Genomic DNA, 21,022 nt, shown 5'->3' on the forward strand with positions numbered 1-21,022 from the left:
GATTGTAATTAAGATGTGGCAGTGTTTCTTCTGCCAAGGTATCCAAACCGTGACTGCGAACAACCCGCTTCTGCAATCCCACGATCTGCCGCCCTTCTCGCAAATTCGTGCCGAACACGTGTTGCCGGCGATCGAAGCGATCCTGGCCGACAACCGTAAAGCCATTGCCGAGATCCTCGAAAAGCAGGGCAAGAACCCTACATGGGCCGGCCTGGTGCTGGCCATGGACGAACTGAACGACCGCCTGGGCGCCGCCTGGAGCCCGGTCAGCCACCTCAATGCGGTGTGCAACAGCGCCGAGCTGCGCGAGGCTTACGAGTCTTGCCTGCCAGCCCTGAGCGCCTACTCTACCGAACTGGGCCAGAACCGCGCGCTGTTCGAAGCCTACCAGGCGCTGATCAACAGCCCTGAGGCTGCCGGCTTCGACGTGGCGCAAAAGACTATCCTCGAGCACGCCTTGCGTGACTTCCGCTTGTCGGGTATCGACCTGCCGGCGGACAAGCAGCAGCGTTACGCCGAAGTGCAGAGCAAGCTCAGCGAGCTGTGCAGCCGTTTCTCCAATCAGCTGCTCGACGCCACCCAGGCCTGGACCAAGCATGTTACCGACGAAGCTGCGCTGGCCGGCCTGACCGAATCGGCCAAGGCGCAGATGGCCGCTGCAGCCCAGGCCAAGGGCCTGGACGGCTGGCTGATCACCCTCGAGTTCCCCAGCTACTATGCGGTGATGACCTACGCCAGCGACCGCGCCCTGCGCGAAGAGCTATACGCCGCCTACTGCACCCGCGCCTCCGACCAGGGCCCGAATGCCGGCCAGTTCGACAATGGCCCGGTGATGCGCGAAATCCTCGACCTGCGCCAGGAGCTGGCCGAACTGCTGGGCTACAAGAACTACGCCGAGCTGAGCCTGGCCACCAAGATGGCCGAGTCCAGCGACCAGGTGCTGAGCTTCCTGCGTGACTTGGCCAAGCGTTCCAAGCCGTTCGCCGCCCAGGACCTGCAACAGCTCAAGGCCTACGCTGCCGAACAAGGCTGCCCCGAGCTGGCCAGCTGGGATGCCGGCTACTTTGGCGAGAAGCTGCGCGAGCAGCGCTACAGTGTGTCGCAGGAAGCCCTGCGCGCCTACTTCCCGATCGACAAGGTGCTGGGCGGCCTGTTCAGCATCGTGCAGCGCCTGTACGGCATCGAAATCGCCGAGCTCAAGGGCTTCGACAGCTGGCACCCGGACGTACGCCTGTTCGAGATCAAGGAAAATGGTCAGCACGTTGGCCGTTTCTTCTTCGACCTGTACGCCCGCGCCAACAAGCGTGGCGGCGCCTGGATGGACGGCGCCCGTGACCGTCGCCGCACTGCCGGTGGCCAGCTGCAGAGCCCGGTGGCCAACCTGGTGTGCAACTTCACCCCGGCCGCGCCCGGCAAGCCCGCCTTGCTGACCCATGATGAAGTCACCACCCTGTTCCACGAATTCGGTCACGGCCTGCACCACATGCTGACCCGCATCGAGCATGCCGGCGTGTCCGGCATCAACGGCGTGGCCTGGGATGCGGTCGAGCTGCCAAGCCAGTTCATGGAAAACTGGTGCTGGGAGCCGGAAGGCCTGGCACTGATTTCTGGTCACTACGAAACCGGCGCCGCCCTGCCCCAGGACCTGCTGGACAAGATGCTGGCCGCGAAAAACTTCCAGTCGGGCATGATGATGGTGCGCCAGCTGGAGTTCTCGCTGTTCGATTTCGAGCTGCACGCCAGCCATGGCGACGGCCGCAGCGTATTGCAGGTGCTCGAAGGTGTGCGTGACGAGGTGTCGGTCATGCGCCCGCCGGCTTACAACCGCTTCCCCAACAGCTTTGCGCACATTTTCGCGGGCGGTTACGCGGCGGGCTACTACAGCTACAAGTGGGCCGAAGTGCTGTCGGCTGACGCCTTCTCGCGCTTCGAGGAAGAAGGCGTGCTGAACGCCGAGACCGGCCGCGCCTTCCGCGAGGCGATCCTGGCCCGTGGTGGTTCGCGCGAGCCGATGGAGCTGTTCGTCGACTTCCGTGGCCGTGAGCCTTCCATCGATGCATTGCTGCGCCACAGTGGTCTCACCGAGGACGCTGCAGCATGAGTGAGGTAGCTGTGAACAAGACCAAGAAGCGCTTCATTGCCGGTGCCGTGTGCCCGGCGTGCAGCGAGCCCGACAAGCTGATGATGTGGAACGACGACGGCGTACCGCACCGCGAGTGCGTGGCTTGCGGCTTTACCGACACCCTCAACGAGCAGGGCTTGTCGGTGCCGAAGGAACTCGGCACCCGGGTCAACCACCTGGCGCCGAAAGCGGCGCCGGCCAAGGTGCAGACCGTGCAGTTCTTCCCAAATCCGAAGCTGAAAAAGCCGGCTGAGTAATCCTGTCGTGCCGCCCGGGTGCAATGCCCGGGCAGGCATGGACAGGTGTTAGATAGTCAGGCCACCTGGCGCACGCGGGCCATGCAAGCTCTCTTGCTCATTTCTATCAGCAAGGTGATGCACCATGGACAACCCTCTTCTGCAAGATAGCCATATCCCCGTCGATTACTCTTCCATCACCCTCGAAAACATGCAGGCGGCGTTCGCTGCCGTGCTGTTGGCGCACGAGCAAGGTGTCGAACGCATCATCCTGGACCAGCGGGCCATGCCCACCTGGGATGACATGGTGCTGGCGTTGGATGGGCTGGATAGCCGGCTGCTGGCAGTGTTGTATGCCGCCTCACCACTGGTCGGCCGGGATACGGCGTGGGCCAACGCCATCATTGATTTCTACGGGAAAGTGACGGCGCGCTTCGAGCAAAAATTCGCCAACACGGTTTTGCATGATCTGTATGCACGCTTGGCCGGCAGTGACATCGGCAAGCAACTGGATGTCGGGAAGCGTGCCACTTTGCGTTGGCACCTGGACAAGTTCGCCGCTAGCGGGGCGTTACTCGACACCGCAGGCAAAGCGCATCTGGCAGACCTTCAAACGCAGATTGGCACTGCACGCGAGGCGTTCCGCAGCAACATCGACCGGCCTGGGTTGAACATCACCGATGAAGCGGAGCTGAGCGGCATCCCACAGCGGGTACGTGACGAATTGGCTGCAAGCGCACAGCAAGCAGGTAAGCAGGGGTGGTTGATTGCGTGTGACACGGTGACTACGCGTGAGGTGCTCAAACATGCTGCCAACCGCCAGCTCCGTGAGCGTGTGTACCGGGCTTTTCACGCCCGTGGCGTCAGCCATGATCGGCAACAGGACAACCGCACGTATCTGCAGCAACAGGCGCAATTGCTTGAGGAGAAGGCCCTCCTGCTCGGTTATTCCGGCCATCTGGAGCAGAGCCTGCAGGTGAAGAGTGCGGGTTCGGTAGCCCAGGTGCGCGGCTTTCTCCACGATCTGGCCGATCATGTGCGACCTGCCATGTTGCGGTGGCGTTCGCAGGTGGAGTGTTGGGCTGCCGAGCAGGGCCTGGGCAAACCCCAACCCTGGGATTTCGAGTACCTGCGGTGTGCTTCGCGCAGCGAGTTTCCTGCCGAAGCGCTGCGCGATTACTTCCCGCTGAATACCGTTGTCAGTGCGTTGCAGCAATTGGCGCAGACGTTGTTTGGTGCAGTGCTGCAGCCCAAAGCGCTGCCTGTCTGGGATGACAGCGTGCAGCCGTTCGAGGTGTGGCAGGACAGCGCTTTCATTGGCTTTCTGTATCTGGATGCCGTGCAACACGCAGGCAAGCAGCCAGACGCGGTGTTCACCACCTATGTAAGGAATCGCCGGGTCGATGCAGAGGGTATCTGCCAGGCAGCCTCGGTGGTGGTGTTCAGTGATGTGCCGCAAGCGCTGTCAGGTTCGCAGCCGTTGCTCGATCATTTGTCACTGCGCAAGCTGTTCCATGAATTCGGCCATGCCCTGCACCACCTGCTGGTACGTACGACGAACCACGTCATGTCCAATGTGACCGAGCTGGGCACCGATGGTGTGGAGTTGTTCGGCAAGCTGTTCGAACGTTGGGTCTGGGACGCGGACTACCTGGTGGCGATCTCGGCGCGCACGCACGACGGTCGCCAACTATCCCGCAAGCAAGCCGATGAGTGCCTGCGGCAGCTACGGCAGCAGGGCGTGGAGGAGATCGCGGGTGATCTATGCCTGGCGCTGTTCGACATGGACCTGCATGGCACACCAAACGATGGCAGGACCTTTGAACAGCGACTGGGTGATGCCCGCGCGCGTTGTGGTTACTGGCCGCTCGCTGATTTTGAACATCCGGCGCATGCCTTCGACCACCTTGTGAACGGCTACGATGCGGGTTACTACGCCTACCTGTGGGCGGATGTGCATGCCTTCGATGTGTTCACCCGCTTCGAAGCCGAGGGCCTGTTGAACGGAGCCACGGGGCGGGCACTGCAGGAAGCACTGTTCGCCCCAGGGGCATCGCGCCCATTGCGTGAAGGCATCGAGGCGTTTCTTGGGCGGCAATCGAGCCAGGCAGCGTATCTCAGCTGGCATGGCCTGAAGTAGTCAGACCAGAGGTGCTGGAAAGATCCCGGCATGCGCGATACTGTATATAAATACAGTATTCAGGTGAGCCATGATTCCTCCAGCACCGCAAAAGGGCCGTGGCACGGCGCACAACCCACACAACCGCTTTGCCCCTGGTCATTCGGTGGCGGAAGATGATGGCTGGTACCAGGAAGTGCCGCAAACCCAGGGTACCGAGGTGCGGATCGAGACAGCCAAGTCGGTGATCAGCCGCAACACTTCACCCGACCTCCCTTTCGATCGCTCCATCAACCCCTACCGTGGCTGCGAACATGGCTGTATCTACTGCTATGCCCGCCCCTCACACGCCTACTGGGACCTTTCTCCCGGCCTGGATTTCGAGACCAAACTGATTGCCAAGACCAACGCCGCCGAGGTGCTGGCACAGCAATTGAGCAAACCGGGCTACGTGTGCGCGCCGATCAATCTGGGCTCCAACACCGACCCGTACCAGCCGATTGAGCGGGAACAGTTACTGACCCGGCGCTTGCTCGAAGTGTTACTGCGTTTTCGTCACCCGGTGACCATTGTCACCAAGGGTTCACTGGTGCTGCGCGACCTTGACCTGCTGGCCGAGATGGCCCGCCAGCGCCTGGCACGAGTGATGATCAGCCTGACCACGCTGGACGACGGCCTCAAGCGCGTGCTCGAACCCCGAGCGGCCTCACCCGGTGCGAGGTTGAGGGCCATCCGGGTATTGCGTGAAGCGGGCGTACCGGTGGGTGTTTTGTGTTCGCCGATGATTCCGATGATCAACGACAGTGAGCTGGAACGCCTGTTGGAGGCTGCCAAGGAGGCCGGTGCGCAAAGTGCGGCGTACATGATGCTGCGCCTGCCGCTGGAGGTGGCGCCGTTGTTTGAGCAGTGGTTGCAGGACCATTACCCGCAGCGGGCAGCGCATGTGTTGAGCCTGATCCGCCAGAGCCGTGGTGGCGAGCTGTATGACAGCCGGTTCGGTGTGCGCATGCGTGGTGAAGGGGTGTTTGCCGAGTTGCTGGCGCAGCGCTTTGCCAAGGCAATGAAACGGCTGGACTTCGAAGGGCGCGAGGCGCAGGCGCTGGATTGCTCGGCGTTCTGCCCGCCGGGTGGGCAGATGGCGCTGTTCTGACATGAACCCGCCCCACCAAGGGCTGCGCATTGCTCACAACGCAACTAATAACAACCAATAATTGCGCTAATACATATTGGCAGCTGATGTTTTTTTGCTATTATCCAGTTCCCGCCTTTTTCATCTGGAACGCCCGTTCTAGAGCCTTCGAATTAAGTTTCAGTTAAGTTTTCCCCGCTAGCGTAGGTAATAAGTCCACAGCGACTGTGATCTATGGCCCGTGCGTGTCATCTAAAACCCTGCATAGCCTGAATCTTTCACCGGTAAAATGGATTTACCTACACACCGTCAAGAGGATGAATCATGCCCGTCAAGGACCCATCCAAGGTCGTACCGCAGGTCCCCGCGGAAAGCGCCGATGCTGCCCTTAAGCACATCGTCGACGGCTTCCTGCGCTTTCACCATGATGTTTTCCCAGATCAGCAAGAGCTGTTCAAGAAGCTCGCCACCGCGCAAACACCACGCGCCATGTTCATCACCTGTGCCGATTCGCGCATCGTTCCCGAGCTGATCACCCAGAGCTCGCCAGGCGACCTGTTCGTGACCCGTAACGTGGGTAACGTGGTACCGCCTTATGGCCAGATGAACGGCGGCGTTTCCAGCGCCATCGAGTACGCCGTAATGGCGCTTAAAGTTCACCACATCATCATCTGTGGCCACTCCGACTGTGGCGCCATGCGTGCGGTACTCAACCCGCAGTCGCTGACCAAGATGCCTACCGTTGGCGCCTGGTTGCGCCACGCTGAAGTGGCCCGCACCGTGGTCGAGAACAACTGCTCCTGCGGCAGCGAACACGAGACGATGCAAGTGCTGACCAAAGAGAACGTCATCGCCCAGCTGCATCACTTGCGCACCCATCCTTCGGTGGCTTCGCGCCTGGCAGCCGGTGAGCTGTTCATTCATGGTTGGGTGTACGACATCGAGACCAGCAAGATCGAAGCCTACGACGCCGCCAGCGACAGCTTCCTGCCCTTGGCCGCGGGTGAACCCGTTCCCTGCGCCACTCCGAGAGGCCGCTACTAAGCGACCCGTCCGCCGCTAGAACCTTGATAGCCGGCTGCACCCTGCAGGGGTGTGGCACGGCATTCGGCTGCCTTGAATTCCCTGACTGCCCTGCCGGCGTGCTCGCTGGCGGCCCGCGCCTGCGCGCTTGTCAGGGGCAAACGTGCCCACGGCCAGGGGAATGGCCGTGCGACTAGAGAAAGGAGAAACACGGTGAACATTACACAGTTGAAAGCGGCCCTGCCGCGTGAGTTGCTGGCGTCGGTGGTGGTCTTCCTGGTGGCCCTGCCGTTGTGCATGGGTATTGCGATCGCTTCTGGCATGCCGCCGGCAAAAGGCCTGATTACTGGGATTATCGGCGGCATTGTCGTCGGTTTCCTTGCTGGGTCGCCGCTACAGGTCAGCGGCCCCGCTGCCGGTCTGGCGGTACTGGTGTTCGAGCTGGTACGCCAGCACGGCATGGCCATGCTCGGGCCAATCCTGTTGCTGGCCGGCCTGTTGCAGTTGCTGGCCGGTCGCTTGCGCCTGGGCTGCTGGTTCCGCGTGACCGCGCCGGCGGTGGTTTACGGCATGCTCGCCGGGATTGGCGTGTTGATCGTGCTTTCGCAGGTGCATGTGATGTTCGACACCGCGCCGCAACCGTCGGGCCTGCAGAACCTGCTGGCGTTCCCGGCAACGTTGTCGGCAGCCCTGCCACAGGAGAGCACCGGCGCCGGCTGGATGGCCGGGGCGCTGGGCCTGGGGACCATCGCCATCATGTGGGGCTGGGAGCGCTTGCGGCCGCAGCGGCTGCGTTTCGTGCCGGGTGCATTACTCGGCGTGGCCAGCATGACCGCTATCAGCCTGTGGCTGGCCTTGCCGGTGAACCGCGTGCAAGTCCCGGCCGACCTGTCCGAGGCCATCGACTGGCTTCGTCCGGCGGACCTGATGCAGCTGGCCGACCCTGCCCTGTTGGTCGCCGCTTTTGCCCTGGCGTTCATTGCCAGCGCCGAAACCTTGCTGTCGGCCGCAGCAGTGGACCGCATGCACAGCGGCCAGCGTTCGGACTTCGACCGCGAACTGTCGGCTCAGGGCATCGGCAACATGCTGTGCGGGGTGCTGGGTGCCCTGCCGATGACCGGCGTAATCGTGCGCAGCTCGGCCAACGTCCAGGCCGGGGCGCAAACCCGGGCCTCGGCAATCTTCCATGGCTTGTGGTTGCTGGCCTTCGTGGTGGCGCTGAGCAGCGTGCTGCAGCAGATCCCGGTGGCGAGCTTGGCGGGGGTGTTGGTGTTTACCGGGGTCAAACTGGTCGACTTCAAGGCGTTTCGCGGGCTGGGCCGTTATGGGCGCATGCCGATGTTCACCTACGCGGCGACTGCGCTGGCGATCATCTTTACCGACCTGCTGACCGGTGTGCTGCTGGGCTTTGCCCTGACCTTGCTGAAGCTGGCGTTCAAGGCGGCGCGGCTGAAGATCAACCTGGTGAGCCTGGCCAAGGATGGGCACATGGAACTGCGCCTCAGTGGCGCGGCGACCTTCCTGAAGGTGCCGGCGCTGACCCAGGTGCTGGATACCGTACCGGCGGGCACCACGCTGCATGTGCCGCTGGGGAACTTGAGCTATATCGACCACTCGTGCCTTGAGTTGCTGGAGGACTGGAGCCGCAGCAATTCTGCCAATGGGTCACGGTTGCTGATAGAGCAGCGGCGCCTGAAGCGTCGGATCGAGGGGCGGTTGCGGACTACAGCGGGGGTTGGGGCGTAGGAGCGGGTTTACCCGCGAATACGGTAGCGGCGGCAACGGTGATCCGCGGATGGAGATTGGCCAGCAGGGCCGGCCCTTTCGCGGGTGAACCCGCTCCTACGACGGCCTGTGGCGAACCACCGATGCATGTGCGTAGGAGCGGGTTTACCTGCGAATACGGTAGCGGCGGCAACGGTGATCGGCGGGTGGAGATAGGCCAGCAGGGCCGGCCCTTTCGCGGGTGAACCCGCTCCTACGATGGCCTGTGGCGAACCACCGATGCATGTGTAGGGGCGGATTTACCCGCGAATACGGTAGCGGCGGAAACGGTGATCGGCGGGTGGAGATAGGCCAGCAGGGCCGGCCCTTTCGCGGGTGAACCCGCTCCTACGACGGCCTGCGCCGAACCACCGATGCACCTAGGCCGTTACAGGTCTATCAGGCCGGCTGACCCAGCTCGACACCCAGTTGGCGCGACAGGCACGGCCAGCGCTTCCACGCCTCGCCAGTTGCCGGGCTGCTCAGCTTCTCTCGATAAGCCTCCACCGATTCAACCGCAAAGCTCTCGTCATTGAGCATTTCGTCGACCGAGTGGTGCACCACTTCATCCAGCTGGTTGGCAAAGCTTTCGCCAATCAACTGGTGGGCAATCAGGTTGGCGACCGTGGTGTCGACCGGAATCAACGGCTGCTGGAAGTGGCGAATGTACAAGTCATTCACCTCTTCCACCAGGCGGTGCGCCAGGTAGGCTTCATCCAGCAGGCAGTCCAGGCCTACATGCCCTTGCATCACGCTGGGCGGCTGCAGGAAGTAGGCTTCGGCAATTTTCAGTACAGGTTTGATCTGCGATTCGATCCCGGCTTCGCGGGCGACCTCGTGGGCGGCCTCCAGCAGTTCCGGAACCTGATCGATGTAGGCGCTGACGAAGCGCGCCAAAGTACCCTGGGCGTCCTGCTCAGGCAGTTGGATCGAGGGGTGCAGATGGGGCAGTTGCAGCTCGAGACGCTGTTTCAATTGGCCGGTCTGGCCTTCATGTTGATGGGCTTGGCTTACCTGCTCGCGTACAGCAGCGATGTTCATGACAACTCCAGGGACATTACGTTTCAAACGGAAGACACTAAATTAGCTCGGTATACAGAATACCTAAGACGTATTTGTTATAAACCGCGCAAACGTGTGCTATGTCTGGCATAACCAGATGCCATTATTTAGCCATGACCTCTCAAGCGCGCGGTTTTCAGGCTATCTGGCTATTTCGTGAAGTTCATTTCACAGGCTTCATTGCGTGCCATTGGTCGCTGTCTATACTCCCGGTGAACGTGATTCGTTGATGAGGCCCGACTGCTTTTAGCAGGGGCTCGGTCGTCGAAGCCATGCAGTCTTGACCGCCGTTCCCTCTTGCCGCAGGCCACGCCTCCGGGACAACAAGAATTAGAAGGGGAACCCGCAATGATGCGACATCCACATGTCTGGATGGGCCTCCTGTTGTGGTCGGTTTTTGGCCAGGCAAACGCCGCCTGGACCGTGAACATGCACCCAGGGGCGACGGAAGTCTCCAACGCCGTCTTCGACCTGCACATGACCATCTTCTGGATCTGCGTGATCATTGGCATCGTGGTGTTTGGCGCGATGTTCTGGTCAATGGTCATCCACCGCCGCTCCACCGGCCAGCAGGCTGCGCATTTCCACGAGCACACCTGGGTGGAAATCCTCTGGACGGTAGTTCCCTTCCTGATCCTGGTGGCCATGGCCATCCCGGCCACCAAGACGCTGATCGACATCTACGATGCCAGCGATTCGGACATCGACATCCAGGTCACGGGGTACCAGTGGAAATGGCACTACAAGTACCTGGGCCAGGACGTGGAGTTCTTCAGCAACCTGGCCACCCCCACCGACCAGATCCACAACAAGGCGCCCAAGGATGAGCATTACCTGCTGGAAGTCGACCAGCCGCTGGTGCTGCCGGTGGGCGCGAAAGTGCGCTTTCTGGTCACTGCTGCCGACGTGATCCACTCCTGGTGGGTGCCAGCCTTCGCGGTCAAGCGCGACGCCATCCCAGGCTTTGTCAACGAAGCCTGGACCCGGATCGAAAAGCCAGGCATCTACCGCGGCCAGTGCACCGAGCTGTGCGGCAAAGACCACGGTTTCATGCCGGTGGTGGTCGAGGTCAAGTCCAAGGCCGATTACGACACCTGGCTTGGCGAGCGCAAGGCTGAAGCCGCCAAGCTCAAGGAGCTGACCAGCAAGGAATGGACCCTGGAAGAGCTGGTGGCGCGAGGCGACAAGGTCTACCACACCACCTGCGTGGCCTGTCACCAGGCCGAAGGCCAGGGCCTGCCGCCAATGTTCCCGGCGCTCAAAGGCTCGAAGATTGCCACCGGGCCGAAGGAAGGCCACCTGAGCATTGTCTTCCATGGCAAGCCCGGCACGGCCATGGCCGCTTTCGGCAAGCAGCTGTCGGAAGTCGATATCGCTGCTGTGGTCACCTACGAGCGCAATGCCTGGGGCAACAACAAAGGCGACATGGTGACGCCGAAGGACGTGCTGGCGCTGAAGCAGGCAGAAGCCAAGTGAACCGGGTTACTCGCGGCAATCCATGAATTGCAGGAGACAGGACATGAGTGCAGTGATCGACGACCACGCCCACGGCCATGACCATGCGCACGGCCCGGCCAAGGGCCTGATGCGCTGGGTGCTGACCACCAACCATAAAGACATCGGCACGATGTACCTGTGGTTCAGTTTCATCATGTTCCTGCTCGGTGGCTCGTTTGCCATGGTGATCCGCGCTGAGCTGTTCCAGCCGGGTTTGCAGATCGTGGAGCCGGCGTTCTTCAACCAGATGACCACCATGCATGGCCTGATCATGGTGTTTGGCGCGGTGATGCCGGCCTTCGTCGGCCTGGCCAACTGGATGATTCCGCTGATGATCGGCGCGCCTGACATGGCCCTGCCACGGATGAACAACTTCAGCTTCTGGCTGCTGCCGGCGGCCTTCCTGCTGCTGGTCTCGACGCTGTTCAGCCCGGGCGGAGGGCCGAACTTTGGCTGGACGTTCTACGCACCGCTTTCCACCACCTATGCGCCAGCCAGTGTCACCTTCTTCATCTTCGCCATCCACCTGATGGGTATCAGCTCGATCATGGGGGCGATCAACGTGATTGCCACCATCCTCAACCTGCGTGCCCCCGGCATGACGCTGATGAAAATGCCGCTGTTCGTCTGGACCTGGCTGATTACCGCGTTCCTGCTGATTGCGGTGATGCCAGTACTGGCCGGCGTGGTAACCATGATGCTGATGGATATCCACTTCGGTACCAGCTTTTTCAGTGCCGCAGGTGGCGGTGACCCGGTGCTGTTCCAGCATGTGTTCTGGTTCTTCGGTCACCCTGAGGTTTACATCATGATCCTGCCCGCCTTCGGTGCGGTCAGCTCGATCATCCCGGCGTTCTCGCGCAAGCCGCTGTTCGGTTATACCTCGATGGTGTATGCCACCGGCGCCATTGCCTTCCTGTCATTCATCGTCTGGGCGCACCATATGTTCGTGGTCGGCATCCCGGTGGTCGGCGAGTTGTTCTTCATGTACGCCACCATGCTGATTGCCGTGCCCACCGGGGTGAAGGTGTTCAACTGGGTCAGCACCATGTGGGAAGGCTCGCTCACCTTCGAAACGCCGATGCTGTTCGCCATCGCCTTTGTCATCCTGTTCACCATTGGTGGCTTCTCCGGGCTGATGCTGGCGATTGCACCGGCGGACTTCCAGTACCACGACACTTACTTCGTAGTGGCGCATTTCCATTACGTACTGGTGCCTGGTGCAATTTTCGGCATCTTTGCCTCGGCCTACTACTGGCTGCCGAAATGGACCGGCCACATGTACGACGAAACCCTCGGCAAACTGCACTTCTGGCTGTCGTTCATCGGCATGAACATGGCCTTCTTCCCCATGCACTTCGTAGGCTTGGCCGGCATGCCACGGCGCATCCCCGACTACAACCTGCAGTTCGCCGATTTCAACATGGTGTCGTCGATCGGCGCGTTCATGTTCGGCGCCACGCAGATCTTCTTCCTGTTCATTGTCATCAAGTGCATCCGCGGTGGCGCGCCGGCACCGGCCAAACCCTGGGATGGCGCCGAGGGCCTTGAGTGGTCGATACCCTCGCCTGCGCCCTACCACACCTTCCAGACACCCCCGGAAGTGAAATAGGAACCCGCCATGAACGGCCTGTCGGTGAAACGCCTGGTAACGCGCCTGTTGATGCTGACGGTGGTGATGTTCGCCTTCGGCTTCGCGCTGGTGCCGATCTACGACGTCATGTGCAAAGCGTTCGGTATCAACGGCAAGACCGGCGGCCAATACGAAGGTAGCCAGGTCAGTGACCCGACGCGTGCTGTGCGGGTGCAGTTCATGTCGACCAATGCCAGCGACATGGTCTGGGACTTCTACTCCACTGCCGACCAGCTGGAGGTCAACCCGGGGGCGGTGAACCAGATGATCTTCATTGCCCACAACCCGACCGACCGGCCGATGAGTGCGCAGGCAATACCCAGCATTACCCCGGCCGAGGCCGCGGCCTACTTCCACAAGACCGAGTGCTTCTGCTTTACCCAGCAGGTGCTGCAGCCCGGCGAACGCATCGAGATGCCGGTGCGCTTCATCGTCGACCGCGACCTGCCGGCCAGCGTGAAGCACCTGACACTGGCCTACACCTTGTTCGACATCACCGCTCGCCACCCGCCGGTCGCGCACGTTGCGGCGCAGGACGTCCAGGGCGCCCGTTAAGGGAAGGAGAACAGCAATGGCAAGTCATGAGCACTACTACGTTCCTGCGCAGAGCAAATGGCCGATCATCGCCACCATCGGCATGTTCATCACGGTATTCGGCTTGGGCACCTGGTTCAACGACATGAAGGCGGGCCACCCGGATTCGCACGGGCCGCTGATCTTCTTCGTGGGTGCGTTGTTTCTGGCCTACATGCTGTTCGGCTGGTTTGGGTCAGTGGTCAAGGAGAGCCGCGCCGGGTTGTACAGCCCGCAGCTGGATCGCTCGTTCCGCTGGGGCATGAGCTGGTTCATCTTCTCTGAAGTGATGTTCTTCCTGGCGTTCTTCGGCGCGCTGTTCTATGTCCGCGTACTGGCGGGGCCGTGGCTGGGAGGCGAAGGGGCCAAAGGTGTTGCGCACATGCTGTGGCCAACGTTCGAATTCACCTGGCCGCTACTGCACACCCCCGACCCCAAGCTGTTCCCGCCGCCCAAGGAAGTGATCGACCCGTGGCATCTGCCGCTGATCAACACCATCCTGCTGGTCAGTTCCAGTGTGACAATCACCATTGCCCACCACGCCTTGCGCCGTGACCACCGCGGGCCGCTGAAATTCTGGATGGCGCTGACCATTGTCCTGGGCATCAGCTTTATCGCGCTGCAGGCCTTCGAGTACCACGAGGCCTATACCAAGCTGGGGCTGACACTGGGCTCAGGGATCTACGGTGCGACGTTCTTCATGCTTACCGGGTTTCACGGTGCCCACGTGACATTGGGCACGATCATTCTGATTGTGATGTTCGTGCGTATTCTGCGTGGGCATTTCAACCCAGAAAAACACTTCGGCTTCGAGGCAGCCAGTTGGTACTGGCACTTCGTCGATGTGGTGTGGGTGGGGTTGTTCATCTTTGTCTATGTGTTGTGAATACGAAACCCTGTAGGGGTGGGTGAGCGCTTCAGAAAGGGGCGTGGGAGACCAGTTGACCGCTGATCAAGCCCCAGGCGACCAGGCCTATGGTCAAGGCTGCCAGGGTGACCCGTACGGTCAGGGCCTTGAGCAGGCGGGTCGAGTTTTCATCATCCTTGACCAGAAACACCAGGCCACTGAACAGACTGGCAATCGTGGCCAACAGCATCAGGACAATCGCGGCCTTGAGCATGGCGTTACTCCGGGGGGGATGCGGTGATGTGGATAAGTATAGCGAGGCGCCCGTGAGGCCGTTTCGCCCAGGCTGGGTACCGACGCTTGTGGTGCTTGCACTGCTGCCAGGGTTGATTGCGCTTGGTTGCTGGCAACTCGGCCGCGCCGAGGAAAAGCGCGTGCTGCTGGCCACCTATGCGGAACGGCGGGTTGAAGCGCCGATCGCCACCGCCCAGCTCCTCTCGAAAGAAGACAACGCCTTCCGCCGTGTGCACCTGTATGGCCGCTTCGACGCCGAGCACAGCGTGCTGCTGGACAACCGCATGCGCGACGGCAAAGCCGGTGTCGAGCTGCTGCAGCCCTTCCACGACCAAGCCAGCGGCCTGTGGTTGCTGATCAATCGTGGCTGGCTGCCATGGCTAGACCGCCGGGTGCCGGTGCACTTCGAAACCCCTGCCCAGGCCTTGGCGCTGGATGCCTCTGTGTATGTCGCGCCCGGTAGCACCTTCCAGCTGCACCCGGACCCCATCGGTGGGCAATGGCCGCATCTGTTGACCGCTATCGATGCTGCGCTGCTATGGCAACAGCTTGATCGCGAAGGCTTCGCCCAGGAATTGCGACTGGAGCCGGGCCCTGCGAGCTATCGCCTGGACTGGCCGGTTGTGGCCATGAGCCCCGAAAAGCACGTGGGCTACGCCGTGCAGTGGTTTGCCCTGGCTACCGCTCTGGTTCTGCTCTACCTCTACTTCGGCTGGCACCAAAACAAGGAGAAACGCCATGGCCACCGCCACTCCACTGGACGTGCCTGAACGTAGCAAGCCCAGAGCCCGTGGGCGTTTGCAGCTGTTACTGATCCTGCTGGTGGTGCTTGGGCCGATGGTTCTGGCCACCAGCATGTACAAGCTCAAATTCTGGGTGCCGGAAGGCCGCAGCTACCATGGCGCCATGATTGGCAACGGGGAAAGCCGTGCCGATCTCGGCGTGGCAGGCCAGGACGAGCGCTGGCAGTTGCTGGTCAGCGCGCCCCAGGCCTGCACCGAAGACTGTCAGCGCCTGGTGTACCTGGCTCGGCAGATTCAGGTCGGGCTGGGGCGTGATGCCAGCCGCGCCAGCCATGCGCTGGCCGCCGCCCAGCCGCTGAGCGCCGACTATCAGGCACTGCTTGGCCGCGAGTACCCGCAGTTGCAGCGCTACCCGCTGGATGCGCAACGTTATCAGCAGAAGGTTGTCGAGCCCGGCCCGCAGCTGTGGATCGTCGACCCGCACGGCAACCTGGTGCTGCGCTACGACGGCAAGGTCAACGGCAAGCACGTGCTGGATGACCTGCGCCACCTGCTCAAGCTGTCCAACATCGGCTAGGAGCCTGCCATGGCCAGACCTGGATTTCGCCTTGCTGTGTTCGCCACCCTGCTGGCACTGCTGGTCGTCCTGCTTGGTGCCTATACCCGCCTGACCCACGCCGGCCTCGGTTGCCCCGACTGGCCGGGGTGCTATGGCTTTATCAGCGTGCCCAAGACTGACGCGCAGTTGGCCCATGCCGAGCTGCACTTTCCGGAGCACCCGGTGGAAGCTGCCAAGGGCTGGGCGGAGATGGTCCACCGCTACTTTGCCGGTAGCCTGGCCGTGGTGATCGCCCTGCTCGCGTTCCAGGCAATGCGCCGGCATGCACGCGATGGGCAGCCTTATCGCCTGCCGATGCTGCTACTGGGTGTGGTGTTGGCCCAAGCAGCCTTCGGAATGTGGACGGTCACCCTGAAGCTGTGGCCGCAGGTGGTCACGGCGCACTTGCTGGGTGGCTTTACCACGTTGAGCTTGCTGTTCCTGTTGTCTCTGCGTCTGTCCCGGGCTTTTGCGCCCTTGCCGAAACTGCCGCTGAGCCTGCGCCGGATCGCTGCACTGGCGCTGCTGGTGGTAATTGGCCAGATTGCCCTGGGCGGTTGGGTCAGCGCTAACTACGCAGCCGTGGCCTGCATCGACCTGCCGACCTGCCATGGCCAGTGGTGGCCAGCGGCGGACTTCAGCAACGGCTTCCACCTGACCCAGCACGTCGGCCCCAATTACCTTGGCGGGCAGTTGGACAGTGATGCGCGCACGGCCATCCACATCAGCCACAGGTTGGGCGCGCTGCTGGTGATCTGTGTGCTGTTGATGCTCAGCTGGAAGCTGTACCGCTGTGGTCTCCCCGGCCTGGCGCGGCTGGTGCTGCTGGCGCTGGCCTTGCAAGTGGGCCTGGGCATCAGCAACGTGGTGTTCCACCTGCCGCTGGCGGTGGCTGTTGCGCACAATGCCGGCGGGGCGATGCTGCTGCTGAGCATGGTGCTGGTGAACTACCGCATTCGAGTGGTCGACAAGGTTCGTATGGGTGTCGGCCATGGTTGGCGTCTGCGGCCGGTGGTCGGGGTGGGCATTTCCCATCACATGAGGAACGACTCGTGGCGACGCTTCTAAGCGTACAACGGGCCCGCTGGCGCGATTACTTTGAGCTGACCAAGCCCAAGGTGGTGGTGCTGATGCTGATCACCTCGCTGGCGGGCATGTTCCTGGCCACCCGGGCGGGCGTCAGCTGGAGCGTGCTGTTGTTCGGCAACCTGGGCATCGGCCTGTGCGCGGGTGGCGCAGCGGTGGTCAATCATGTGGTGGATCGGCGCATCGATGCGCTGATGGCACGCACCCACAAACGGCCTTTGGCCCAAGGCCGAGTCGAGCCCCTGCCGGCGCTGTTGTTCGCTTTGGCCCTGGCGCTGTTGGGCATGGTCCTGCTGCTGGTGTTCACCAACGCCCTCACCGCCTGGCTGACCCTGGCCTCATTACTCGGTTATGCGGTGCTCTACACCGGCTTTCTCAAGCGCGCCACGCCACAGAACATCGTCATCGGTGGCCTGGCCGGTGCCGCTCCGCCGTTGCTCGGCTGGGTGGCGGTAAGCGGCCATGTCAGCGCCGAACCCTTGCTGCTTGTGCTGATCATTTTCGCCTGGACCCCGCCGCATTTCTGGGCGCTGGCCATCCACCGCAAGGAGGAATACGCCAAGGCCGATATCCCGATGTTGCCGGTGACCCACGGCGAGCGCTACACCAAACTGCATATCCTGCTGTACACCCTGATCCTGCTGGCGGTGAGCCTGCTCCCGTATGCCATCCACATGAGTGGCCCACTGTACCTGGCCTGTGCCCTGGGCTTGGGCCTGCGCTTCCTGCATTGGGCCTGGGTGTTGTACCGTAGCAGCCGGCCGCACGCGGCGATCGGCACCTTCAAGTACTCTATCGGCTACCTGTTCGCGCTGTTCATCGCGTTGCTTCTTGACCACTACCTGTTGCTGAGCCTATGACCCGAACCCAGAAAACCGTCTTCATCCTCGTTGCCCTGGTCGCGTTGATCCTGGGCCTGACCGTCAACAAGGTGCTTAATGGTCGTGACCAGCCCAACCCTGCCGAGCTGATTGATGCGGGCATCATCCTGCTGCCGCAGAGCCGCGCCGTGGCTGATGTCACCATGACCAATCAGGACGGCCAGCCGGTGCAGATGGATGACCTCAAGGGCAAATGGTCGCTGCTGTTCTTTGGCTACACCTACTGCCCGGACATCTGCCCGACCACCCTGGCCCAGCTGCGCCAGGTGAAGAGCGAGCTGTCCAAGGATGCCGTCGACCGGCTGCAGGTGGTGTTGGTGAGCGTGGACCCTAACCGCGACACGCCGAACCAGCTGAAGCAGTATCTGGGCTATTTCGACAAGGAATTTGTCGGCGTGGCGGGGTCGATCGAGGATACCCAGAAGCTGGCCAATGCCTTGAGCATTCCGTTCATTCCGGCGGATACCAGCAAGCCGGGGTATACCGTGGATCACAGCGGTAACCTGGCGATTGTCGGGCCGGATGGGCGACAGCGTGGGTTCATTCGGGCGCCGTTCAACAACCAGAAGCTGGGGGCGCAGTTGCCGGGGCTGGTCAAGCGGGATTGAGTCAGCCCCAAAAGCTTCGCGGGTAAACCCGCTCCTACAACGATGTGTGTAGGGGCGGGTTTACCCGCGAAGAATAGAGCGTGATAGGTCGGATCAGAACGCCGGAACCACAGCGCCTTTGTACTTCTCGATGATGAACTGCTTCACCTCAGGCGAGTGCAGTGCAGCCGCCAGTTTCTTCATGTCGTCCGAGTCCTTGTTGTCCGGGCGGGCAACCAGGATGTTCACGTAAGGCGAGTCGCTGCCCTCGATGGCCAGCGCGTCTTTTTCCGGGTTCAGCTTGGCTTCCAGCGCGTAGTTGGTGTTGATCAGGGCGGCATCTACCTGGGTCAGCACACGCGGGATGGTGGCGGCTTCCAGCTCACGGAACTTCACGTTTTTCGGGTTCTCGGCAACATCCTTCACGGTCGACAGGATGTTCTTGTTGTCCTTGAGCTTGATCACGCCAGCCTTGTCCAGCAGCAGCAAGGCGCGGCCGCCGTTGGTGGCGTCGTTGGGGATGACCACGGTGGCGCCGGAGGACAGCTCGTCCAGCTTCTTGATCTTGGACGAATACACGCCCAGTGGCTCGATGTGCACGCCTGCCACGCTCACCAGCTGGGTACCCTTGGCCTTGTTGAACTCATCCAGGTAAGGCTGGTGCTGGAAGAAGTTGGCGTCCAGGCGCTTTTCGGCCACCTGCACGTTCGGCTGGATGTAGTCGGTGAATTCCTTGACCTTCAGCTCTACGCCTTCTTTCGCCAGTTGTGGTTTGACGAAGTTGAGGATCTCGGCGTGCGGCACCGGGGTGGCGGCGACGGTAAGGGTATCGGCCTGGGCCGAGAAGGCCGCGACAGCGGCAGCGACAGCAAGCAGCTTCTTCATTGATCACTCCTTGTGAGGGCCGCGACGGCCCCCGAACGGGTCGGCCTGGCCGACCCCATTGGGGTTATTTACGGGAAAAATGCACGACCAGTTTGTCGCCCACGCTCTGCAGTACTTGAACCAGTATCAGCAGCAGTACCACAGTCACTACCATCACATCGGTCTGGAAACGCTGGTAACCGAAGCGGATAGCCAGGTCACCAAGGCCACCGGCACCCACCACTCCGGCCATGGCGGTGTAAGAAACCAGGGTGATGGCGGTTACGGTAATGGCCGCGAAGATGCCCGGACGGGCTTCCGGCAGCAGCGCACTGGTGATGATCTGGCGGGTGGTGGCGCCCATCGACTGGGTGGCTTCGATGATGCCGCGGTCCACTTCACGCAAGGCGGTTTCAACCAGGCGCGCAAAGAACGGCGTGGCACCCACTACCAGCGGCGGGATGGCGCCTGCAACGCCCAGCGAGGTACCGGTGATCAGCACGGTGAACGGGATCATCACGATCAGCAAAATGATGAATGGCAGCGAGCGCAGGATGTTGACCACCAGCGACAGCAGCGCATAGACGCCTTTCTGTTCGAACATCTGCTTTGGCCCGCAGAGGAACAGCAACACGCCCAGTGGCAGGCCCAGCAGCACGGTGAAGAACAGCGAGCCGAACAGCATGATCATGGTATCGACGGTGGCCAGCCAGATTTCGGCCCAGTCGACGTTGGCAAAGAAATTCAGGGCGTCCATCAACGCAGTACCTCCATATGTACGTCAGCTGCCTTGAAGCGGGCGAACGCCGCTTCCATGTCTCCGCCGATCAGGGCGAGAGTGAGCTGGCCATAGGGGACATCCTTGATGCGGTCGATACGCCCGGCGAGGATGCTGTAGTCGACACCGGTTTCGCGGGCCACGGTGCCCAGCAGCGGCGCGTAGGTGGCGTCGCCCTGGAAGGTCAGGCGTACGATGCGGCCTGGCACGTGGGCAAAGTCGTCGCGCTGCTCGCCTTCGTCGACCTGCTCGTCTTCCTGGACGAAGCGCTTGGTGGTGGGGTGCTGCGGGTGCAGAAACACCTCGGCCACCGAGCCTTGTTCGACGATCTGACCGGCGTCCATCACGGCCACGCGGTCGCAGACACGGCGGATCACGTCCATCTCGTGGGTAATCAGCACGATGGTCAGCTTCAATTCACGGTTGATCTCGGCCAGCAGTTGCAGGACCGAGGCCGTGGTTTGCGGGTCGAGGGCACTGGTGGCCTCGTCGCACAGCAGAATCTTCGGGTTGGTGGACAGGGCGCGGGCGATGCCGACGCGCTGCTTCTGGCCGCCGGACAGCTGCGCCGGGTACTTCTTGGCGTGGTCCGACAGGCCAACGCGAGCCAGTAGCTCGGTGACACGCTTGTCGATTTCGCTGCGCGACAGCTCACCGGCCAGGGCCAGTGGCAGGGCGACGTTGTCGGCGACGGTCTTGGAAGCCAGCAGGTTGAAGTGCTGGAAAATCATCCCGACCTGCTGGCGGAAGCCGCGCAACTGGCTGGCGTTGAACGCGGTGACATCTTCGTCGTCGACGATGATCGTGCCGCCGGAGGGCTCCTCCAGGCGGTTGATCAGGCGCAGCATGGTGCTTTTGCCAGCGCCGGAATGGCCGATCAGGCCGAACACCTGGCCATCTTCGATGGTCAGGCTGGTCGGATTCAGTGCGGGGATTTCCCTACCGGCAACGCGGTAGGTTTTATGTACCTGTTGGAACTCGATCACGTAGCGAACCTTGTGGGGCGCATTGAAATTTGGGTCAGCGGTTAGCTGGGGTCGCGCATTTTAGCCTTTTCCCATAGCTGTTCTTAGCATTTATTTCGTCATGCACCAATCCATCGGGCATATCGCGACAACCGGTAATCCTGATTGAACGCTCGGCAACGCCCTCCAGTCACTACTTGCACAAGCCCTGAACGGGCACG

Annotated in this window: 20 protein-coding genes; 15 read left to right on the forward strand and 5 right to left on the reverse strand. The window is 61.7% G+C overall.

Annotation, left to right across the window (positions count from 1 at the left end; genetic code table 11):
* The first annotated feature begins 13 nt into the window (after positions 1-13).
* From prlC to ACK59Z_RS01690, 6 genes are all read left to right on the forward strand, one after another.
* Positions 14-2,101, forward strand: coding sequence for an oligopeptidase A (gene prlC / locus ACK59Z_RS01665; RefSeq protein WP_409292149.1), 2,088 nt, complete (start codon positions 14-16; stop codon positions 2,099-2,101).
* Entirely contained in the window at positions 2,098-2,379 is a 282-nt protein-coding gene (locus ACK59Z_RS01670) for a YheV family putative zinc ribbon protein (RefSeq protein ID WP_003253053.1), read from the forward strand. The genes prlC and ACK59Z_RS01670 overlap by 4 nt, the downstream gene beginning before the upstream one ends.
* Positions 2,380-2,503: 124 nt before the next feature.
* Entirely contained in the window at positions 2,504-4,498 is a 1,995-nt protein-coding gene (locus ACK59Z_RS01675) for a M3 family metallopeptidase (protein WP_409292152.1), read from the forward strand.
* A gap of 70 nt (positions 4,499-4,568) precedes the next feature.
* On the forward strand, positions 4,569-5,627 hold the full coding sequence (locus ACK59Z_RS01680; RefSeq protein ID WP_003253048.1) for a PA0069 family radical SAM protein: 1,059 nt from the start codon (positions 4,569-4,571) through the stop codon (positions 5,625-5,627).
* 303 nt (positions 5,628-5,930) lie between these two features.
* The gene (locus ACK59Z_RS01685) at positions 5,931-6,650 is read left to right on the forward strand and encodes a carbonic anhydrase (RefSeq protein ID WP_003253046.1); all 720 of its coding nucleotides are present in this window, start codon (positions 5,931-5,933) and stop codon (positions 6,648-6,650) included.
* A gap of 192 nt (positions 6,651-6,842) precedes the next feature.
* On the forward strand, positions 6,843-8,375 hold the full coding sequence (locus tag ACK59Z_RS01690) for a SulP family inorganic anion transporter (RefSeq protein ID WP_004575261.1): 1,533 nt from the start codon (positions 6,843-6,845) through the stop codon (positions 8,373-8,375).
* 417 nt (positions 8,376-8,792) lie between these two features.
* Here the strand turns inward: ACK59Z_RS01690 and ACK59Z_RS01695 are convergent, their stop codons facing one another.
* Complete coding sequence (locus ACK59Z_RS01695) at positions 8,793-9,434, reverse strand: hypothetical protein (protein ID WP_003253042.1); 642 nt, start codon at positions 9,432-9,434, stop codon at positions 8,793-8,795.
* A gap of 369 nt (positions 9,435-9,803) precedes the next feature.
* On the opposite strand from ACK59Z_RS01695, the gene coxB reads away from it, so the two are divergent.
* The 4 genes from coxB to ACK59Z_RS01715 are packed head-to-tail and all read left to right on the forward strand — an operon-like array spanning position 9,804 to position 14,044.
* Entirely contained in the window at positions 9,804-10,931 is a 1,128-nt protein-coding gene (gene coxB / locus ACK59Z_RS01700; protein WP_003253039.1) for a cytochrome c oxidase subunit II, read from the forward strand.
* 43 nt (positions 10,932-10,974) lie between these two features.
* A complete protein-coding gene (ctaD, locus tag ACK59Z_RS01705; protein ID WP_003253037.1) occupies positions 10,975-12,564 on the forward strand; it encodes a cytochrome c oxidase subunit I in 1,590 nt (529 codons plus the stop codon).
* A gap of 9 nt (positions 12,565-12,573) precedes the next feature.
* Positions 12,574-13,140 (forward strand): cytochrome c oxidase assembly protein, encoded by a 567-nt coding sequence (locus ACK59Z_RS01710; protein ID WP_003253035.1) that lies wholly within the window; start codon positions 12,574-12,576, stop codon positions 13,138-13,140.
* 16 nt (positions 13,141-13,156) lie between these two features.
* The gene (locus ACK59Z_RS01715; protein ID WP_003253033.1) at positions 13,157-14,044 is read left to right on the forward strand and encodes a cytochrome c oxidase subunit 3; all 888 of its coding nucleotides are present in this window, start codon (positions 13,157-13,159) and stop codon (positions 14,042-14,044) included.
* A 31-nt stretch (positions 14,045-14,075) separates the two neighbouring features.
* On the opposite strand, the gene ACK59Z_RS01720 is transcribed toward ACK59Z_RS01715, so the two are convergent.
* Positions 14,076-14,279, reverse strand: coding sequence for a twin transmembrane helix small protein (locus ACK59Z_RS01720; protein ID WP_003253030.1), 204 nt, complete (start codon positions 14,277-14,279; stop codon positions 14,076-14,078).
* A 52-nt stretch (positions 14,280-14,331) separates the two neighbouring features.
* Here ACK59Z_RS01720 and ACK59Z_RS01725 point away from each other — a divergent pair, with 52 nt between their 5' ends.
* From ACK59Z_RS01725 to ACK59Z_RS01745, 5 genes are read left to right on the forward strand one after another with little or no spacing between them, the layout of a single operon-like run.
* Positions 14,332-15,069 carry an SURF1 family protein gene (locus tag ACK59Z_RS01725; protein ID WP_098089579.1) on the forward strand — a complete coding sequence of 246 codons (738 nt, stop codon included), beginning with the start codon at positions 14,332-14,334 and terminating at the stop codon, positions 15,067-15,069.
* Positions 15,038-15,619 (forward strand): hypothetical protein, encoded by a 582-nt coding sequence (locus ACK59Z_RS01730; RefSeq protein WP_003253026.1) that lies wholly within the window; start codon positions 15,038-15,040, stop codon positions 15,617-15,619. The genes ACK59Z_RS01725 and ACK59Z_RS01730 overlap by 32 nt, the downstream gene beginning before the upstream one ends.
* A gap of 9 nt (positions 15,620-15,628) precedes the next feature.
* Entirely contained in the window at positions 15,629-16,708 is a 1,080-nt protein-coding gene (locus ACK59Z_RS01735; protein ID WP_108192119.1) for a heme A synthase, read from the forward strand.
* Positions 16,693-17,586: a heme o synthase gene (gene cyoE, locus ACK59Z_RS01740; RefSeq protein WP_108192120.1), complete on the forward strand. Its 894-nt coding sequence runs from the start codon at positions 16,693-16,695 to the stop codon at positions 17,584-17,586. Before ACK59Z_RS01735 ends, cyoE begins: the two co-directional genes overlap by 16 nt.
* Complete coding sequence (locus ACK59Z_RS01745; RefSeq protein WP_108192121.1) at positions 17,583-18,215, forward strand: SCO family protein; 633 nt, start codon at positions 17,583-17,585, stop codon at positions 18,213-18,215. Before cyoE ends, ACK59Z_RS01745 begins: the two co-directional genes overlap by 4 nt.
* A gap of 93 nt (positions 18,216-18,308) precedes the next feature.
* Here the strand turns inward: ACK59Z_RS01745 and ACK59Z_RS01750 are convergent, their stop codons facing one another.
* The 3 genes from ACK59Z_RS01750 to ACK59Z_RS01760 form a co-directional block, all read right to left on the reverse strand.
* A complete protein-coding gene (locus ACK59Z_RS01750; RefSeq protein WP_003253017.1) occupies positions 18,309-19,079 on the reverse strand; it encodes a MetQ/NlpA family ABC transporter substrate-binding protein in 771 nt (256 codons plus the stop codon).
* A gap of 64 nt (positions 19,080-19,143) precedes the next feature.
* Positions 19,144-19,815, reverse strand: a complete 672-nt coding sequence (locus ACK59Z_RS01755) for a methionine ABC transporter permease (RefSeq protein WP_003253016.1) — start codon at positions 19,813-19,815, stop codon at positions 19,144-19,146.
* Complete coding sequence (locus ACK59Z_RS01760) at positions 19,815-20,822, reverse strand: methionine ABC transporter ATP-binding protein (RefSeq protein WP_409292156.1); 1,008 nt, start codon at positions 20,820-20,822, stop codon at positions 19,815-19,817. The genes ACK59Z_RS01755 and ACK59Z_RS01760 overlap by 1 nt, the downstream gene beginning before the upstream one ends.
* Positions 20,823-21,022 lie beyond the last annotated feature (200 nt).

This window comes from Pseudomonas sp. KCJK9058, assembly GCF_046230975.1.
Classification (GTDB): Bacteria; Pseudomonadota; Gammaproteobacteria; order Pseudomonadales; family Pseudomonadaceae; genus Aquipseudomonas; species Aquipseudomonas alloputida.

Excerpts from the sequence above, each read along its gene's own strand:
- prlC (WP_409292149.1), top strand. The coding sequence starts at position 14 with ATGTGGCAGTGTTTCTTCTGCCAAGGTATCCAAACCGTGACTGCGAAC.
- ACK59Z_RS01670 (WP_003253053.1), top strand. The coding sequence starts at position 2,098 with ATGAGTGAGGTAGCTGTGAACAAGACCAAGAAGCGCTTCATTGCCGGT.
- ACK59Z_RS01675 (WP_409292152.1), top strand. The coding sequence starts at position 2,504 with ATGGACAACCCTCTTCTGCAAGATAGCCATATCCCCGTCGATTACTCT.
- ACK59Z_RS01680 (WP_003253048.1), top strand. The coding sequence starts at position 4,569 with ATGATTCCTCCAGCACCGCAAAAGGGCCGTGGCACGGCGCACAACCCA.
- ACK59Z_RS01685 (WP_003253046.1), top strand. The coding sequence starts at position 5,931 with ATGCCCGTCAAGGACCCATCCAAGGTCGTACCGCAGGTCCCCGCGGAA.
- ACK59Z_RS01695 (WP_003253042.1), bottom strand. The coding sequence starts at position 9,434 with ATGAACATCGCTGCTGTACGCGAGCAGGTAAGCCAAGCCCATCAACAT.
- coxB (WP_003253039.1), top strand. The coding sequence starts at position 9,804 with ATGATGCGACATCCACATGTCTGGATGGGCCTCCTGTTGTGGTCGGTT.
- ctaD (WP_003253037.1), top strand. The coding sequence starts at position 10,975 with ATGAGTGCAGTGATCGACGACCACGCCCACGGCCATGACCATGCGCAC.
- ACK59Z_RS01710 (WP_003253035.1), top strand. The coding sequence starts at position 12,574 with ATGAACGGCCTGTCGGTGAAACGCCTGGTAACGCGCCTGTTGATGCTG.
- ACK59Z_RS01715 (WP_003253033.1), top strand. The coding sequence starts at position 13,157 with ATGGCAAGTCATGAGCACTACTACGTTCCTGCGCAGAGCAAATGGCCG.
- ACK59Z_RS01720 (WP_003253030.1), bottom strand. The coding sequence starts at position 14,279 with ATGCTCAAGGCCGCGATTGTCCTGATGCTGTTGGCCACGATTGCCAGT.
- ACK59Z_RS01730 (WP_003253026.1), top strand. The coding sequence starts at position 15,038 with ATGGCCACCGCCACTCCACTGGACGTGCCTGAACGTAGCAAGCCCAGA.
- ACK59Z_RS01735 (WP_108192119.1), top strand. The coding sequence starts at position 15,629 with ATGGCCAGACCTGGATTTCGCCTTGCTGTGTTCGCCACCCTGCTGGCA.
- ACK59Z_RS01745 (WP_108192121.1), top strand. The coding sequence starts at position 17,583 with ATGACCCGAACCCAGAAAACCGTCTTCATCCTCGTTGCCCTGGTCGCG.
- ACK59Z_RS01750 (WP_003253017.1), bottom strand. The coding sequence starts at position 19,079 with ATGAAGAAGCTGCTTGCTGTCGCTGCCGCTGTCGCGGCCTTCTCGGCC.
- ACK59Z_RS01755 (WP_003253016.1), bottom strand. The coding sequence starts at position 19,815 with ATGGACGCCCTGAATTTCTTTGCCAACGTCGACTGGGCCGAAATCTGG.